This is a genomic window from Kribbella antibiotica, from assembly GCF_004349055.1.
GTDB lineage: Bacteria > Actinomycetota > Actinomycetes > Propionibacteriales > Kribbellaceae > Kribbella > Kribbella antibiotica.
The window spans coordinates 1-14,298 of record NZ_SMKX01000199.1 but is presented as its reverse complement, the minus strand read 5'-3'; the positions used below and the strand labels follow the sequence as shown (position 1 = coordinate 14,298).

The 14,298-nt window shown below is 65.9% G+C and carries 13 protein-coding genes and 1 tRNA gene; 9 read left to right on the top strand and 5 right to left on the bottom strand.

Annotation, left to right across the window (positions count from 1 at the left end; genetic code table 11):
• A partial coding sequence (locus E1263_RS38405) for a glycoside hydrolase (protein ID WP_132176679.1) occupies nucleotides 1-1,329 on the top strand: 1,329 nt, incomplete at its 5' end.
• 16 nt (nucleotides 1,330-1,345) lie between these two features.
• On the top strand, nucleotides 1,346-2,350 hold the full coding sequence (locus E1263_RS38400; RefSeq protein ID WP_132176677.1) for a serine hydrolase domain-containing protein: 1,005 nt from the start codon (nucleotides 1,346-1,348) through the stop codon (nucleotides 2,348-2,350).
• Here the strand turns inward: E1263_RS38400 and E1263_RS38395 are convergent.
• A complete protein-coding gene (locus tag E1263_RS38395; protein WP_132176675.1) occupies nucleotides 2,332-3,264 on the bottom strand; it encodes a CPBP family intramembrane glutamic endopeptidase in 933 nt (310 codons plus the stop codon). The two genes, E1263_RS38400 and E1263_RS38395, sit on opposite strands and share 19 nt — an antisense overlap.
• Before the next feature lie 117 nt (nucleotides 3,265-3,381).
• Between E1263_RS38395 and E1263_RS38390 the strand changes: the two genes are divergently transcribed.
• The 3 genes from E1263_RS38390 to E1263_RS38380 are packed head-to-tail and all read left to right on the top strand — an operon-like array spanning nucleotide 3,382 to nucleotide 7,127.
• Nucleotides 3,382-5,343: a sensor histidine kinase gene (locus E1263_RS38390; protein WP_165956894.1), complete on the top strand. Its 1,962-nt coding sequence runs from the start codon at nucleotides 3,382-3,384 to the stop codon at nucleotides 5,341-5,343.
• Nucleotides 5,343-5,993, top strand: a complete 651-nt coding sequence (locus tag E1263_RS38385; protein ID WP_132176671.1) for a response regulator — start codon at nucleotides 5,343-5,345, stop codon at nucleotides 5,991-5,993. The genes E1263_RS38390 and E1263_RS38385 overlap by 1 nt, the downstream gene beginning before the upstream one ends.
• Nucleotides 5,994-6,002: 9 nt before the next feature.
• Nucleotides 6,003-7,127, top strand: coding sequence for a barstar family protein (locus tag E1263_RS38380; protein ID WP_202869259.1), 1,125 nt, complete (start codon nucleotides 6,003-6,005; stop codon nucleotides 7,125-7,127).
• 16 nt (nucleotides 7,128-7,143) lie between these two features.
• On the opposite strand, the gene E1263_RS38375 is transcribed toward E1263_RS38380, so the two are convergent.
• Nucleotides 7,144-7,668 (bottom strand): CGNR zinc finger domain-containing protein, encoded by a 525-nt coding sequence (locus E1263_RS38375; RefSeq protein WP_132176669.1) that lies wholly within the window; start codon nucleotides 7,666-7,668, stop codon nucleotides 7,144-7,146.
• Nucleotides 7,669-7,793: 125 nt separating this feature from the next.
• Between E1263_RS38375 and E1263_RS38370 the strand changes: the two genes are divergently transcribed.
• On the top strand, nucleotides 7,794-8,933 hold the full coding sequence (locus E1263_RS38370; RefSeq protein ID WP_202869258.1) for an MBL fold metallo-hydrolase: 1,140 nt from the start codon (nucleotides 7,794-7,796) through the stop codon (nucleotides 8,931-8,933).
• Between the two features lie 174 nt (nucleotides 8,934-9,107).
• Here E1263_RS38370 and E1263_RS38365 read toward each other — a convergent pair whose 3' ends face one another.
• Nucleotides 9,108-10,031 (bottom strand): hypothetical protein, encoded by a 924-nt coding sequence (locus E1263_RS38365; protein ID WP_202869257.1) that lies wholly within the window; start codon nucleotides 10,029-10,031, stop codon nucleotides 9,108-9,110.
• Between the two features lie 648 nt (nucleotides 10,032-10,679).
• On the opposite strand from E1263_RS38365, the gene E1263_RS38360 reads away from it, so the two are divergent.
• A complete protein-coding gene (locus E1263_RS38360; protein WP_132176665.1) occupies nucleotides 10,680-11,480 on the top strand; it encodes a PDDEXK family nuclease in 801 nt (266 codons plus the stop codon).
• Nucleotides 11,481-11,739: 259 nt separating this feature from the next.
• On the opposite strand, the gene E1263_RS43010 is transcribed toward E1263_RS38360, so the two are convergent.
• Nucleotides 11,740-11,901 carry a hypothetical protein gene (locus E1263_RS43010; RefSeq protein ID WP_165956893.1) on the bottom strand — a complete coding sequence of 54 codons (162 nt, stop codon included), beginning with the start codon at nucleotides 11,899-11,901 and terminating at the stop codon, nucleotides 11,740-11,742.
• A 99-nt stretch (nucleotides 11,902-12,000) separates the two neighbouring features.
• On the opposite strand from E1263_RS43010, the gene E1263_RS38355 reads away from it, so the two are divergent.
• Together E1263_RS38355 and E1263_RS38350 are read left to right on the top strand one after the other, a co-directional pair.
• Nucleotides 12,001-13,161 carry a helix-turn-helix domain-containing protein gene (locus tag E1263_RS38355; RefSeq protein ID WP_132176664.1) on the top strand — a complete coding sequence of 387 codons (1,161 nt, stop codon included), beginning with the start codon at nucleotides 12,001-12,003 and terminating at the stop codon, nucleotides 13,159-13,161.
• A gap of 98 nt (nucleotides 13,162-13,259) precedes the next feature.
• Entirely contained in the window at nucleotides 13,260-13,706 is a 447-nt protein-coding gene (locus tag E1263_RS38350) for an Imm1 family immunity protein (protein WP_165956892.1), read from the top strand.
• A 477-nt stretch (nucleotides 13,707-14,183) separates the two neighbouring features.
• Here the strand turns inward: E1263_RS38350 and E1263_RS38345 are convergent.
• A tRNA-Lys gene (locus E1263_RS38345) sits at nucleotides 14,184-14,256 on the bottom strand.
• Nucleotides 14,257-14,298 lie beyond the last annotated feature (42 nt).

The window sequence follows — 14,298 nt, the reverse complement described above, 5'->3', positions numbered from 1 at the left end:
GGGTGGGGGACGTCGCTGTGCTGGTGGGGCAAGGCGCACGGGAACCGCGATGACCTGGCGGACATCTTCTTCACGCGGAACAACGTCGACTACCAAGGCACGACGCTGCCGGGGCTCGGGCTGACCATCGCGCGCTACAACGCGGGCGCCTGTTCGACGAAGCCGATCAATGGGGAGTCGATGGTGCGGTCGCCGAAGATCGGTGATCCGCGGCAGATGGACGGGTACTGGCTCGACTGGTTCAGCTCCGACCCGTCGTCGGCGAGCTGGAACTGGTACGTCGACAGTGCGCAGCGCAACCTGATGTGGAAGGCGCGCGACCGCGGCGTGAACCGGATCGAGCTCTTCTCGAACTCGCCGATGTGGTGGATGTGCCAGAACCACAACCCCTCGGGCTCAGCCGGCGGCGGCGACAACTTGCAGACCTGGAACCACCAGCAGCACGCCGTCTACCTCGCCACCATCGCCCGCTACGCGCACGACCACTGGGGTGTCGACTTCACCTCGGTCGAACCCTTCAACGAACCCGACGGCAGTTGGTGGAAAGCCGACGGCAGCCAAGAAGGCTGCCACTTCGAACCGGCCACCCAGCGCCCAGTCATCAACGCCTTGCGCGCCGAACTGAACGCCCGCGACCTCGGCTGGATGCCCATCGCCGCCTCCGACTCCTGGGGCTACGACGCGGCACTCTCCACCTGGAACAGCTTCGACTCCACCACGCGCGGGAATGTCGCCCGCATCAACGTCCACGGCTACCAGGGCGGCGGCGGCCGCCGCGACCTCTTGTACACCGCCGCCAAGTCAGCCGGCCGGAAGATCTGGAACTCCGAGTACGGCGAAGGCGACGCGTCCGGCCTCTCTTTGGCCAGTAATCTCAACCTCGACTTCCGCTGGCTGCACCCGACCGCCTGGGTCTACTGGCAAGTCGTCGACGGCGGCGGCTGGGGCCTCATCCAGGACAACGGCAACAACACCACCGGCGCGATCAACCCCAAGTACTACGTCCTGGCCCACTACACCCGCCACATCCGCCCCGGCATGCGCATCCTCGACGGCGGCAACGGCAACACCATCGCCGCCTATGACCCCGCCGCCCGCAAACTCGTCATCGTCGCCATCAACAACGGCTCCGCTGGCTACCTCGACTTCGACCTCGCCCGCTTCACCAAACCCTCTACCGACGGCGCCCCCATCCCCCGCTGGTCCACCACCCCCGGCACGACGGGCTATGTGGCTGCCCAAGACACAGTCATGCACGGCACCCGCTTCTGGTCCTACTTCCCGCAGAACACCATCCAAACCTTCGAAGTCCCCGACGTGACCCTCTAACTGGCAGAGTTGGGGAATGGTGAACCGGGAGCAACGTCTGCAGGGTGTGCTTGACTCGTTGGTTTCGGCGGGTGCGGCAGGAGTGCTGCTGGAGTATCGCGACGCCGAGGGCACATGGGTCGGATCAAGCGGCACAGCAGAGATCGGTACGGCGTCTACTGTCGACCCAGCTGGGTCGTTCCGGATCGGCAGCGTCACCAAGACGTTCACGGCGACTGTGGTGCTGCAACTGGTCGCCGAAGGGGTGATGAGCCTGGATGATCACGTTGAGCGGTGGCTACCAGGACTGGTTCCTGGGGTCTCGCTTCGGCAGCTGCTCAACCACACGAGCGGTCTGCACAACTACACCGATGACCTTCCCGATTCCGCCGAAATTGTCCGGGATCGCTTGGTGCACTGGGATCCGCGCGAGACAGTCGCGGCGGCCGCCGTACGGGATCGGTTGTTCGAGCCTGGCGTTCGCTACTCGTATTCCAATACCAACTACATCGTGCTCGGTCTCATCATTGAGGCGGCCACCGGGCGGTCGTTTGAGACCGAAGTCGAGGAGCGAATCTTCCGCCCGCTGGATCTGCAGCACACACTGGCTCCTGGGGACGAGCCCAAGCTCCCGGAGCCACGCGCCCGCGGCTACATGCCTGCTGACGGCGAGCTGGTCGACGTGACCGACTTCAACATGTCACAGGCCTGGGCAGCGGGCGCGTTCGTCTCAACAGCAAGCGATCTCAACACCTTCTACGCAGCTCTCCTTGGCGGCAAGCTACTCAACCCCACCGAGCTCGAGGCCCTTCAGACAACCGTTCCTACCGACAACGACTACCAGGCCAGCGGCCTAGGCATTGCCCGGATTACCCTGCCTGGCTTGACGCTTTGGGGCCACAGCGGCGGGATCTACGGCTACCGGACCTTGAGCTACCACTCGGCCGACACCATCCACCAAGTCACCCTCTCGCTGAGCACGACCGACGACGACGAAGGACTGCAGACCTACGACGTCCTGCGTCAGCTGACGGCGAGCTGAGTGGCCGGCTTGTAGCGCTTGGCCAGCTGCAGGATCAGTACGGCGAACACCACCGTCGTGGTCATGGTGATAGCGGCGTACTGCCACGGAAGATCAGCGGCGGTCTCATCGGACGCGAGACCGCCCTTGAACGCCGAGGCGACAACCATCGCGATCAGGTTGTTCGCTACGTGCAAGGCGATTGCGGCCTCGAGCCCACCTGTGCGGATGGTGAGCCAGCCCATCACGAGACCGAACACCGTGAGATCGATGAACCCCCAGACCGTCCCCCACCCATGCGCCGCCGCGAACAGCAGGGCCTGCGGGATCAGCGCCAGGATCGGCCAGCGGACGAAGGCGCCGACCGACTGCAGCAACCAGCCGCGGAAGAAGTACTCCTCGGCCGCCGCCTGGAAGGGAACGAGACAGATCAGCATGACCAGGCCGAGCGCGAAGGTTGGCCACCCCACCCACGGGCTGTCGGACGACGCGTCGGGCTCAATCAGGAGCATCGCGCCCAGGCTGAGGCCGATAAGCACTGCAGCAACAGCGAGACAGCGGCCGATCCAGCCCAGTCGCAGGCGTCCGGTCACCGAGGTGAGCGACCCGAGCGTGCGCCGCTGCACCGCCCACACCACCAGCGCGAGCGCCGGAATCCCGATCGCGATGGACACCAGGTCGAATCCCATCGAGGTGACCTCGTCGAGGATCGGTAGGTCCTCCGCGTCCGTCGGCAGTCCCAGGATCGCCCCCAGCACCATCGACTGCGCCATGATCAGGAAGACCCCGACCAGGGACAGCGCGCCCCAGAACGCCGTACCGACGATCGGTCGCCACCAGTTGTGCCGGCCGGTCACCCGCGCGAGGCGTTCGTACGTGACCGGTTCGACGGTCTGCGGGGCCTGGAGCGGCGTTGCCGGCTGCACGATTGTCATACCTCCAGGATGGCGACGGGCGGTCGATTTCGCGTCGGCCATCAGCACGATCACCGCCTCTATCGCTGGATAGAGAGGCCCGGCGGCCGGGTAGAGAACCCCTATGCTTTGGCCCTGATGGAACACCTTCGCAACTGGCTGCTGCCGATCCTCCTCGGGATCGGCTGGATTGCGTTGATGCCATCGCTTGCTGCGTCAATGGGCGCGCCGATGAGCACCGAGGAGTTCGTGGCCGGCGCTGCGGCTTCGGCCGTGGCCGCGATCGCGCTGGGCTTCCGCCGCCGCGCGCCGCTCACCACGCTCGGCGTAGTGACCGCCGTACTGATCGTTGGTCATCTCTCGACATCATCAGAAGGCCTGGCGATTCCCCCGGTCGAAATGGTTGCCTTGTACTCCGTAGCTGTCCGCTGCGCCCCGGTCGTCGGCTGGCGCGCGGTCGGCGTAATGGCCGTCGTACAGGCTCTGACCGCGCTGATCGGCTACGGCCCGGGCGTGGACTTCGTCGGCGAGGCGGTCATCAACTCAGTCCTGTACGTCGTCATCCTCGGCGCCGGTCAGAATCGTCGCCGCCGGCTTGGCGCGCGGGAGGACACCGCCCGGCAGTTGCGCGAAGCCGACGATCGCCGTCAGGACGCGGCAGCCGCGGAACGCCGCCGGCTCGCTCGCGAGCTCCACGACGTCAGCGCCCATCATCTGACGTCGATCGTCGTCACCGGTACGGCGGCCGAGCGGCTGGCCGGGAGTCGGCCCGAGCTGGCGGCCGAGGCGCTGACGTACGCCGCGAATACCGGCCGGGAGACCTTGCGATCGCTGCACCAGTTGGTCGCCATGCTCGAGACCGGCGAACGCGATCAGTCCGAACCGCTTGGAGCGCGGATCACTGGACTGGCGGAGGCGTTCACCCGGTTGGGGCAGCAGGTCGTAGCCGATGTGACACCCGAGCTGTCTGGGCCAGTCGGCGAGGCCGTGTTCGGGATTGTCCGCGAATCGCTGACGAATACGCTGCGGCATGCGCCGGGCGCCGCCGTACGGGTGCTCGTCACGCGTGCCGGCGAACAGGTCGACGTACTGGTGGAGAACGGCCAGCCGACCGGCACCGCGACCACCGGCCAAGGCGGGCAGCGCGGAGTCGCCGGAATGAAGGACCGCGCCGAGGCGCTCGGCGGCACTCTCACCGCCAGGCCTGGACCGGATGGGGGTTGGCAGGTTCGGGCGAGTCTCCCGTCGCCAACGGCCTTGGCCGCCGTGCCTCCGCTCCGATCGAGCGTGCGATGGCGAGATCGATGGTTGTCGGAGGCCGGCGTACTGCTTTCCGTCACGACGACCGCCGTCGGCGGGACTGCGCTCGCGGCGAGCGAGGAGCGGCAGCTCGATACGGCCACGGTCAGCATTGCGCTGTTGCTGGCACTGATTCCTGGGCTGATCCTCCTCGGCCGCCGAGACCGGCCGTGGATCGTCCTGGCCGGCATCGCCGTCTCCGCATCACTCTGGCCGCTCGCAGTCGGCCTCGACTGGCTCCCCGACGCACTTTCGCCGACACTCGCGTTCGCCTTCCCGGCTCACCTCGCCGCCGTCTACGCAGTCGCGGCGTACGGCGGCCATCCGAGCGTGACCTGGCCTTCGTTCATCGCATCCGGCGTCGGAATCGGTACGGCGACCGGCGTACTCGTGGCCGTCGCTCCGGCCGCGGACGACCCGACAGACGCAGCCTTCCCCGTCGTCATCGGCGCGATGGTCGCCTTCCTCGCCACGCTGCCCCTCGTGGGCGCCTGGATCGCCGGAGTCATGGTCCGCCAGAAACGCATCCAGCGACTGGACCACACCGGCGCAACCCTCGCCGCACTCGTCTGGGCCACCGAGACCGAAGTCCACACCGAACGCCAGCGCATCGCCGCCGGCCTCCACCACAGCGTCCTGACCCGCACCCATCAGATGATCGCTCTAGCCGAGTCAGCCGACCTTCCAGGCGTCACCGCCGAAGCAAGATCAGCCCTAACTGCCATGCGCGAACTACTAGCCACCCTGGACGAGGACGGCACCCCCGCCCCCCGTTCGCCCTCTCTCAAGGAGCTCCCCTGATGCCCGTCCGGGTCCTGGTCGTCGACGACCAAACAGTCGTCCGCGCCGGCTTCGCCGCCATCGTCGACGCCGAACCCGACCTCACCGTCGTAGGCCAAGCCGGCGACGGCGCCGCCGCCGTGACCCTGGCCGCCGAGCTGGACCCCGACGTAGTCCTCATGGACATCCGCATGCCCGGCCTGGACGGCCTCTCGGCCACCCGCCTCCTCACCGCCACCGGCGACCGCCCCAGGGTCCTAGTCCTAACCACGTTCGACCTGGACGAATACGTCTACGAAGCCCTCCGCTCCGGCGCCTCCGGCTTCCTCCTCAAAGACGCCCAAGCCGAAGACCTCCTCACAGCAATCCGAGTAATCGCCGCCGGCGAATCCATGCTCGCCCCCACCGTCACCCGCCGCCTCATCCAAGCCTTCGCCGCCGGCGCCCCCACCCAGACCGGCGACCTCTCCAAACTCACTCCCCGAGAACGAGAAGTCCTGACCCTGATCGCCGCCGGCCTCACCAACGCCGAAATCGCCGACCGCCTCATGATCACCATCGGCACCACCAAAACCCACGTCAACGCCCTGCTAACGAAGCTAGGCGCCCGAGACCGAGTCCAGGCCACGATCATCGCCTACGACCTCGGCCTCGTCCGGCCCCGCGGATAGGCGCCCGGTATGACGACGAGCGAGTGGACTCATCCGGTCGCCCCACGCTGGCTGCTCGTGGGTGACGTCGGCTTCGACGACTCGTACGACGAGCTGCCGCTGGGCCTGTGCGCCGATGTCGAAGGTATCTTCGTCGACCTACCGCCCCGGCCGCGCGAGCAATTCACCCTCGTCGCGTGCACCCCTGTCGGCGTACTAGCCGATGCTCTAGGCAACGAACCGGTCCGGCTGGGCAACCTGTACGTCGCAGCCCCGCCTCCGCCGCCAGACACCGCCCCGATCTGGTGGGGCGAAGACCTCACCGACCTCGTCGTCCGCGCCCACCGACCGAGCCCCACGGTCCCCGGAACCTTCGACATCGACCTCGACGGATTCGTCCACGTCTACGACCGCACCGACGCCGTCGAGCGCAACGACGACGTCACCGAATTCGTTCTCATGAGCCCGGACGAGGCGCCGTACGGAACCTGCCAGGACATCACCGGCCTGTTCCGCGACGAAGCCGAACCCCTCGTCCCCCACGTCCGGCTGCTCGGTTGCCTACCGCAACCAAAACTCCTGAGCGCACTCGCCTCAACCAGCCTGCGCCGCCGCAAGATCCGCGCCGACCTCCACCTAGCCGCCACCGAGGGCCAGATCATCGGCGCCGTAGTCTCCGGAACCATCGAAGGGGCCGAACCCTCCCCACTGGGCGCCGGACTCCTCGACATCACCATCGCCAACGACCCCCAAGAACCCTTACCAACCAGCGTCCTCACCATCCTCGACCACTGGCCCCCTACCGAGAAGAACCTCTGGGCGCCGTACAACCGCGAGCTCCGCCACCACTGGGCCGGCCTAGCCCTAACCCACCGCTCGCCCGCCCCGGACCAACCCCCAGGCACCACCTACGAAGTCGACGGCACCCACATCACCAACATCGAAGGCTTCTACTGCGCCCTAGGCGAAGCCATCAACGGCCCCGGCGGCTACTTCGGCTGGAACCTGGACGCCGTCAACGACTGCCTCAGAGGCGGCTTCGGAGCCCAAGCCCCCTTCCACCTCACCTGGCACCACTCCACCACCGCCCGCACCGACTTCGGCTACCTATTGACGCTGCTCGCCGAACACCAGGTCCACGTCGACCTACGCTGACCCCAAGGCGGGGTCGCTACGCGGTTTCCTGGTGTTTGCGGGCTCGGTGGGCGGCGACGTTGGACTTGTTGCCGCAGAGTTCGTAGGAGTGCCAGCGCTGGGTGCGGCTGCGTGTGGTGTCGTAGAAAACACCACGGCAGATGTCGTTGGCGCAGATCCGCACTCGCGTCCATTGGCCTGCGGCAACGAGCTCCGCGACCGCGCGCGTGATGCCGCCGACGAGATCGTCGCCGCTCACTTGTTCGAGCTCGACTCCCGCTGACGAGAACACCTGACGGTGCGAGACCCCGGCGACATGGTCGCTGAGCTCGGCCCACGCCTTGTCCGCTTCGGCCGCGGTGGCCGCCTCGAGGACCGCCATCAGGTCCGCCCGTACGGCGCGCACCCCACCGAGTTCTTTCGCGAACAGACCGAACGGGCGCAGGATCTCAGCAGCCGTATCCGCCGTGTCGAGCCGGTCCGGCAGAACCGGGGTGGCATGCGGCCGGGAGTTGAGCAGCCGAACGATCGCGTCGGCCTGCCCAGGGGTTTCTACTGCCATGCACCCACTCTAGGGTGAAATAGCCTATTTTCAATAGACCTTTACATGATGGAGGGCGGAGTGATAGAACGATGTAATTGTCGTTGATTGAACGACTCTTACAACCAGTAGAGAAGGAAGCCGTCATGGCTCACGATTCCTCCACCAGCAGCCCGAGCGAACAACGAGTCGCCCAGCCTCTCGGGCGGCGCCGGATGCTCGAACTCGCGGCGCTCGCGACCACGATCCCGGTCGCCGGCGGACTGCTCGACCGGCCGGCCTCGGCCGCCGCGGCGTACGGGCAAGCCGTCTCCACATCAGCCGCTTCCGGAGCCGATCCGACGCTCCCCGACTACGAGCCGATCCCGCCGTCCGCGTTCGGCCCGACGCTCAACGCGAACGGGTACTACGCCGGCCGGATCAAGGGCAACCTGTACTGGATCACCGACGGGATCTACCAGTCGATGATCCTGTCCACCCGGACCGGCATCGTCCTGGTCGATGCGCCACCGTCGATCGGACACAACCTGTTCCGCGCGATCGAAAACATCACCAAAGCCAACGGCCGGCCGAGCCGGGTCACCCACATCGTCTACTCGCACTCCCACGCAGACCACATCGCCGCAGCCGGCCTGTTGGGCAAGTCAGTGCTCCGCATCGGGCACTCCGAAACCCGGCAACTCCTGAAGTTCACCCCCGACCCCAACCGCCCTCTCCCCCAAATCACCTACGACAACCACTACACCCTCGAGGTCGGCGGCGAACGCCTCGAACTCCGCTACCACGGCCCGAACCACTCGCCCGACAACACCTTCATCCTCGCCCCGGCGTACGAGACCCTGATGGTGGTCGACGTCCTCTACCCCGGCTGGACCCCGTTCCTGAATCTCTCCGTCGCCCAGGACATCCCCGCCTGGTACAAATCCCACGACCAGGTCATGAGCTACCCCTGGAAAACCTTCGTCGGCGGCCACATGGGACGCCTCGGCCGACGCCCCGACGGCGACCTCCAGCGCCAATACATCCGCGACCTGGAACGCAGCGCCCGCGAAGCAATCGCCACCGTCGACGTCACGCCGTACTGGTCCAAGTACGTCGGCGAAAGCGGCAACTCCTGGGGCCTCGTCCGCCAATACTTCGACGCCATGGCCCGCCAAGCCGCCGCCCCCGTCATCAAGGCCTACTCAGGCCGCCTGGCCGCCGTAGACGTCCTCACCGAAAGCCACGCCCTGGTCCTCATCGAATCCCTCCGCGTAAACAACGGCCTGGTCCCCATCCACGAATGACCCAGGCCAGCGAATCGGCTCGTATCCGGAGGTGATTCGCGGCGGCTCGGTGGTCCTTGGGTGCCGACCAGCGAGCATCGTTGCGGCCAGCGGTGGGCTGGCGTGGGCCGCGGTTGCCGCCGCCGCCTGGTGGCTATAGCCGCGCCCCAGCCCCACTGCACCCAAAATTCGTAGTCAGTTGGCTTGCCAGCGAGCGCGTAGTACGCCGTCAGGATCGGGCAGCGCGCCCTCCAGCAGCGGGTGGTACTCGCTGAGCATGATCGGGATGACAAGCGCTGCAACGGCGTCGGGAAAGTCACCGGCTTCCGGCTCGGAAAGCATGATGTGCTGGATGCGACCAGCCCGGTCCTCCCAGACGTATTCGCAGGTGCCGTCGACTGTCGCGTTCACGGCTTCTACGTCGGTTGACAGGTCGGGCCAGACAGTCAACATCGACCGCGGTGCGAGCTGGAGACCTTCGATCGATTCCGAGGTCAAGCGATGCCACCGGTACAGGTTCCTCGCCGGAGTCTCCTGAAGCAGAACGGTGTTCCGGCTGGCCACCAACTCGGAGAGCTTCGCCCAGAACCCCGCATCGGCCGGCGGCCAGAACTCTTCGTCCTCGTCGGCTTGCCTGTCCATCACGACCGGGAACAGCCCGAGCTCAACGGTTGCAGCAACCGCGCGCTCACAGGGAATATGGCTGCCGATGCGCATGTACTGGTCGTAGCCGACGCCTACCTCGAACACACCGGCGACCTCAAGCACGCAGAACGCACCGTTGTCCCGCAACATCGCGCGGACAAGCTCGACACCAACCCCGATCGGCACGACCGCCCCGTCGTAAAAATCGCTGAGATCCGGCGCAAACAACCCCGCCAGCCCGTGCCCGTCAATCGGTGGCTCAAGCCCAAAATTCACAAACCCAGTCACCGCAGGCTGCCGAACGCTGACCTCAGTGACCCCGCACTCCTCCGCAAAGGCCAGCACCGCCGCCAAGTACGCCGCTTCCTTCGGCCCGTGATCACTCATCTCGTCCTCAGGCCCGACATACCGCCCCGCCTCGTTCCAATCGGCAGGGTCGTACTTCGTCACCTGATACACGTAAGCCAGCGCCACCCCCCAATGCTGCCAGCCCTGCCGCCTCATTGCCTCCCCTATTCCGCGGGCTAACTCAGCCGCTCCAGCGTCCTTTGGAAGGCGAGGCGTGGCCAGGGCGGACCTGCATCACCGTCTAAGTCCGTTTCTGGCCCGTCCGGCAGGGCGCGCTGAGCGTGAACGCGCGGGCCGCGCAGAGTTGGACGGTGATGGCGGTCCGCGACACGTGCCCACCGATCGGTACAGCGGACCCGCGGCTGGGCTGGAACTAGGGACTGTCACGCCGTCGACGACTGCATCTCCGGCAACTCCGGCGCGCTAGCCCCCTTCCGCCTGATCTGGCACCACTCCGCCACAGCCCGAGAGCACCTGATCGACGGCTACGATCACCACCGGCGGCGCCCGATGTTCCCTCTCGACTATGTGCTGGAGATACTCACCGACCACTAGGTCGAGGTCGACCTGCGCTGAGTCATCACGACGTTCTCAGGGCTTGATCCAGATCCTGCAGAGCCATGGCCGGAAATCTGCACGGTTGATCCGGGAACAATCCCGAGAAGAACGTCGTTACTCCGTGAGCTTCTGCCTCGAAAGCCGAGGTTTGCCTGCGCGGCGGTACCACATGTTTCTGAGCCATCGGTAGCTTCTTCTCTTCAACAGGAGCCTTGGTTGAGCCTCATTGCCCCGATCGAAACGCACTACGCTGGCTGCCGTTTTCGTTCTCGACTTGAAGCACGCTGGGCTGTCTTCTTCGACAGCCTCGAGATCCCCTGGCTGTACGAGCACGAGGGCTACCGCCTTGACGGCATCGGCCGATACTTGCCGGACTTCCTGCTGTACCCGGACACCTCGAAAGCCATCTGGTTCGAGGTGAAGGCCGGGGTCCCTAACAACAACGAGATCCGCAAGAGCCAGACGCTGAGCTCGGCAACCGGAGTCCCAGCCTTCATCTACTACGCGTACCCGGATCTGCCGGCACCAGCGGCCCTGATGACGATGTCCGGTGACGAGTTCACGCAACGCGAGATGGTCCACACCTGGGGCAACAAGCAAGGCTGGTCCTCGAAGCCTGTCGGACCACTGCGTTGGCAGACCGACCTCACGCCGACGGCATTCGCCTTCAGCCCCACGGACGAAGGCGAGCCTCGAAGCAGCTTCCGTTGGTGGACGGAATGCGACCGCTGCGGGCTCGTCATCTTGAAGAATCATGGCCAAGTTGGACAGTGCCCCCAGCGCGAGGAGGACCTGACGGCCGACCGCGCGCTACGCCCGAGCTTTGGTCACGCCACACCTCGGCTCCACCAGGCCTACTGTGCGGCACGATCAGCGCGCTTTGAGTTCGGCGAAGGGCTGCAGCGCGCTGCACCCATACAGCGATCGGCGAACCGGCCTGTTCAGTCGCCAAGCACACCTAGCGGTCACGATAGGGCCCTACCAGGCCACCCACGAGAGCACCTTAACGCCGGGTGATGCTGCACTCCGAGAGGTGTGGAGCCGGCAGTTCTGCTGGTGTCAGTGGGCGCTCAGATGGTCTCGGTTCCGCCACACCGTCAGCGGCGGACAAGCGCGGTCCCCGGTCCCTCGACGGGGACCCGGGGACCGGCGTGTGCAGAGACAGCCGTCCGTCTGTCTCCGCACCCTCATCGGCCAGGCACATCTGGCCGCGAGTGGAAGGCGAGGCGTGCGCGGTTCACAGGGCTTCACACACACGCCTCGCCGGTCTAGGTGGTCATTCCTCGTCCAGCCACTCCGCGCCGTCGGCAGTGCGGTGGTAGCCCTTGTGGTCTCCGAGGATGCACGGCATGCCGGTGTTCGGGTGGAGGCCGTCGCATATCTCGGTGTCTGACCAGTTGGCCCCGCCTAGTTCGCGCCCCGTGCGTGTGCCGTTCATGGGTTCAGCTTGTCGGCAACTGGGCGTGAGATCACTGGTTCCTGCGTATCCCTCGGGTTGAGGATGCAGGGATACAAGGGCATGAGTGACACTGGAGAGGTGACCTTCGGAGATCGGCTGAGGGAGTACCGCGAATTCAGGGGTTGGTCTTTGGCCGACCTCAACAAAGCGACGCATTACAGCCGGTCGTACCTGTCGAATCTGGAGAATGGCCGGAAGGCTCCGACCGATGATGTGGCGCGGGCCTGTGATGCGGCATTGAGAGCCAAGGGCGAGCTGATCGCGGCTGCCCGAGGAGACAAGGTTTCCAAGCTCGATCGGACGCCGTGGCAGACAGCTGAACTCATCCAGCGGATGCAGGCCAGCGACACAACGGCTAGCACTCTGGAGAGCCTGCAGGCGACGGTTGAGGAGATGTGCTGCCAATACAACCAACGCGATGCCCTTGAGCTACGCCAAGAGGCCCATGGCTGGCTTCATCACGTCGCGACTCTGCTGGACCGCCCGGTCGGGCTAAAGGCGCACACAGACCTACTCGTGGCCGGTGGATGGCTTGCCCTGCTGGCGGGGTGCGTTGAGTACGACCTTGGGATGCGGACTGCGGCAGAATCCACCCGAGTAGCGGCCATGCAACTCGGGCTCGAGGCCGGCCATCCGGAGATCGCTGGTTGGGGATACGAGATGACGGCCTGGTTCGCGCTCACACAGGGCCGTTTCCGCCAGGCCATAGACGCCGCGCAACGCGGGCAGGCTGTAGCTCAGCGCAGCAGCGCGCATGTCCAACTCATCGCCCAGGAGGCCAAGGCCAAAGCGCGTCTCGGCGAGTCGGATCTGCAGGCGGTGCTTGATAACGGCAAGGAGATGCTCAACCACTTGCCGTACCCAGATCGCCCGGAAAACCACTTCAAGGTCGATCCGGCCAAGTGGGACTACTACGCGATGGACGTCCACCGCATCGCTGGAGACGACGGGCTAGCCAGTCAATATGCCCGCACTGTCATCGACGACAACATCACTCCCGATGGCCACGAACTAAGCCCAATGCGAGTCTCCGAATGCCGTATCACCCTAGGCATCGTCGCCGGTCGCGAAGGGGACCTAGAGCAAGCGGTAGGTCTGGGTATGAGCGCTCTCAAGGACGGCCGTCAGAGCAAGGTCCATCTCCAGATGATCGCCGGAGAGCTCGGCCGGGAGCTACGCCGGCGCTTCCCCGGCGAAGGACTGGTGGCTGATTTCAGTGAGGCTCTCCACGGGCTCTGAGGCACCTGAGTGCGGTAGGCGCCGTAAGTGCTGAGAGGTCTACGGGCCAGGTGGATTCAAGCGGACCTATCGTGGCGCGGAACAGGATGGATGACGAGATGACGGCGACTGTGCGGGCCTTCTACAAGAACGGTGCGGGGCCCACGCTCCTGAACTCGGCGGCAGATGTCGAGGCTCTGGTCGAGGCGGTCTTGGCTGAGCCGTTCGAGAACTCCGTTGTCGCGCTCTACAGCGAAGCGCGGCCCTTACTCGAGTCTGGTGTCCGCGATCACGAGCTGCGGATCGGCATCGACGCGGAAGCCAAGATGGGTGGCATACGGTACTCCGGTGATGACGGCGCTGAGCGTGGCGTTTGGTACGTCCCAGGAAAGCCCAGTCAGCGTGAGGAAGCTTTCTACTACTACCAGGGTCATGACGAGGGCTGGCCGGCGGAGTCCGAGGTGTCGATCGAAGATGTGCGGCGTGCGATCGGTGAGTTCCTCGAGTCCGGTGGGAGCAGACCGCTGTCGTTCGAGTGGGCGGCTTGGCCGGCTGATATCGCCTGACTAGCGGGAGATCAGACCGTATGACGTGGCCAGCCAACCGCGGGGTGGTCGCGCGGTACGGCGGAGCGTGTCGCGAGCGGCATCCCGGTGGAGCCCCTCTTTGCGGATGATTACTGCCGCTATCTGGCAGTAGATGCCCGCTGATATCCACCTCAGCAGTGGATCGGCAGCCAGCCATCGTGGGGTTGGGTCGCGCGGTAGCGCGTGGGGCGGGCGGTAGCCCGCAGGAGGAGGACGGCGATGAGCCGGGGGCGGGGTGCGCGCGGAGCGGACGCGTTGAGGAGCGGAGCGACGAAGTAGCGGCTGCGGAGCACGCGGGGTGTACGCCAGACCGCCTGTCAGCCGCTGAGCGAGGGCGTGGGAGACCACGGTGGGCGCACGCGCCGAAGGCGCCAAAAAGGACTGTCGCCGCCGAAGGCGGTGTCCTTCTAGAGGTGTCTCCGAGACCCCAGGTCAGCGGGCTGACCTGGGGTTTTGTGGGCCCCGTCGGACTCGAACCGACAACCCGCGGATTAAAAGTCCGCTGCTCTGCCAATTGAGCTAGAGGCCCTCGGTGGTGAGGGGGTGCGGGAATAGTGTTGCAGGTTTGGGG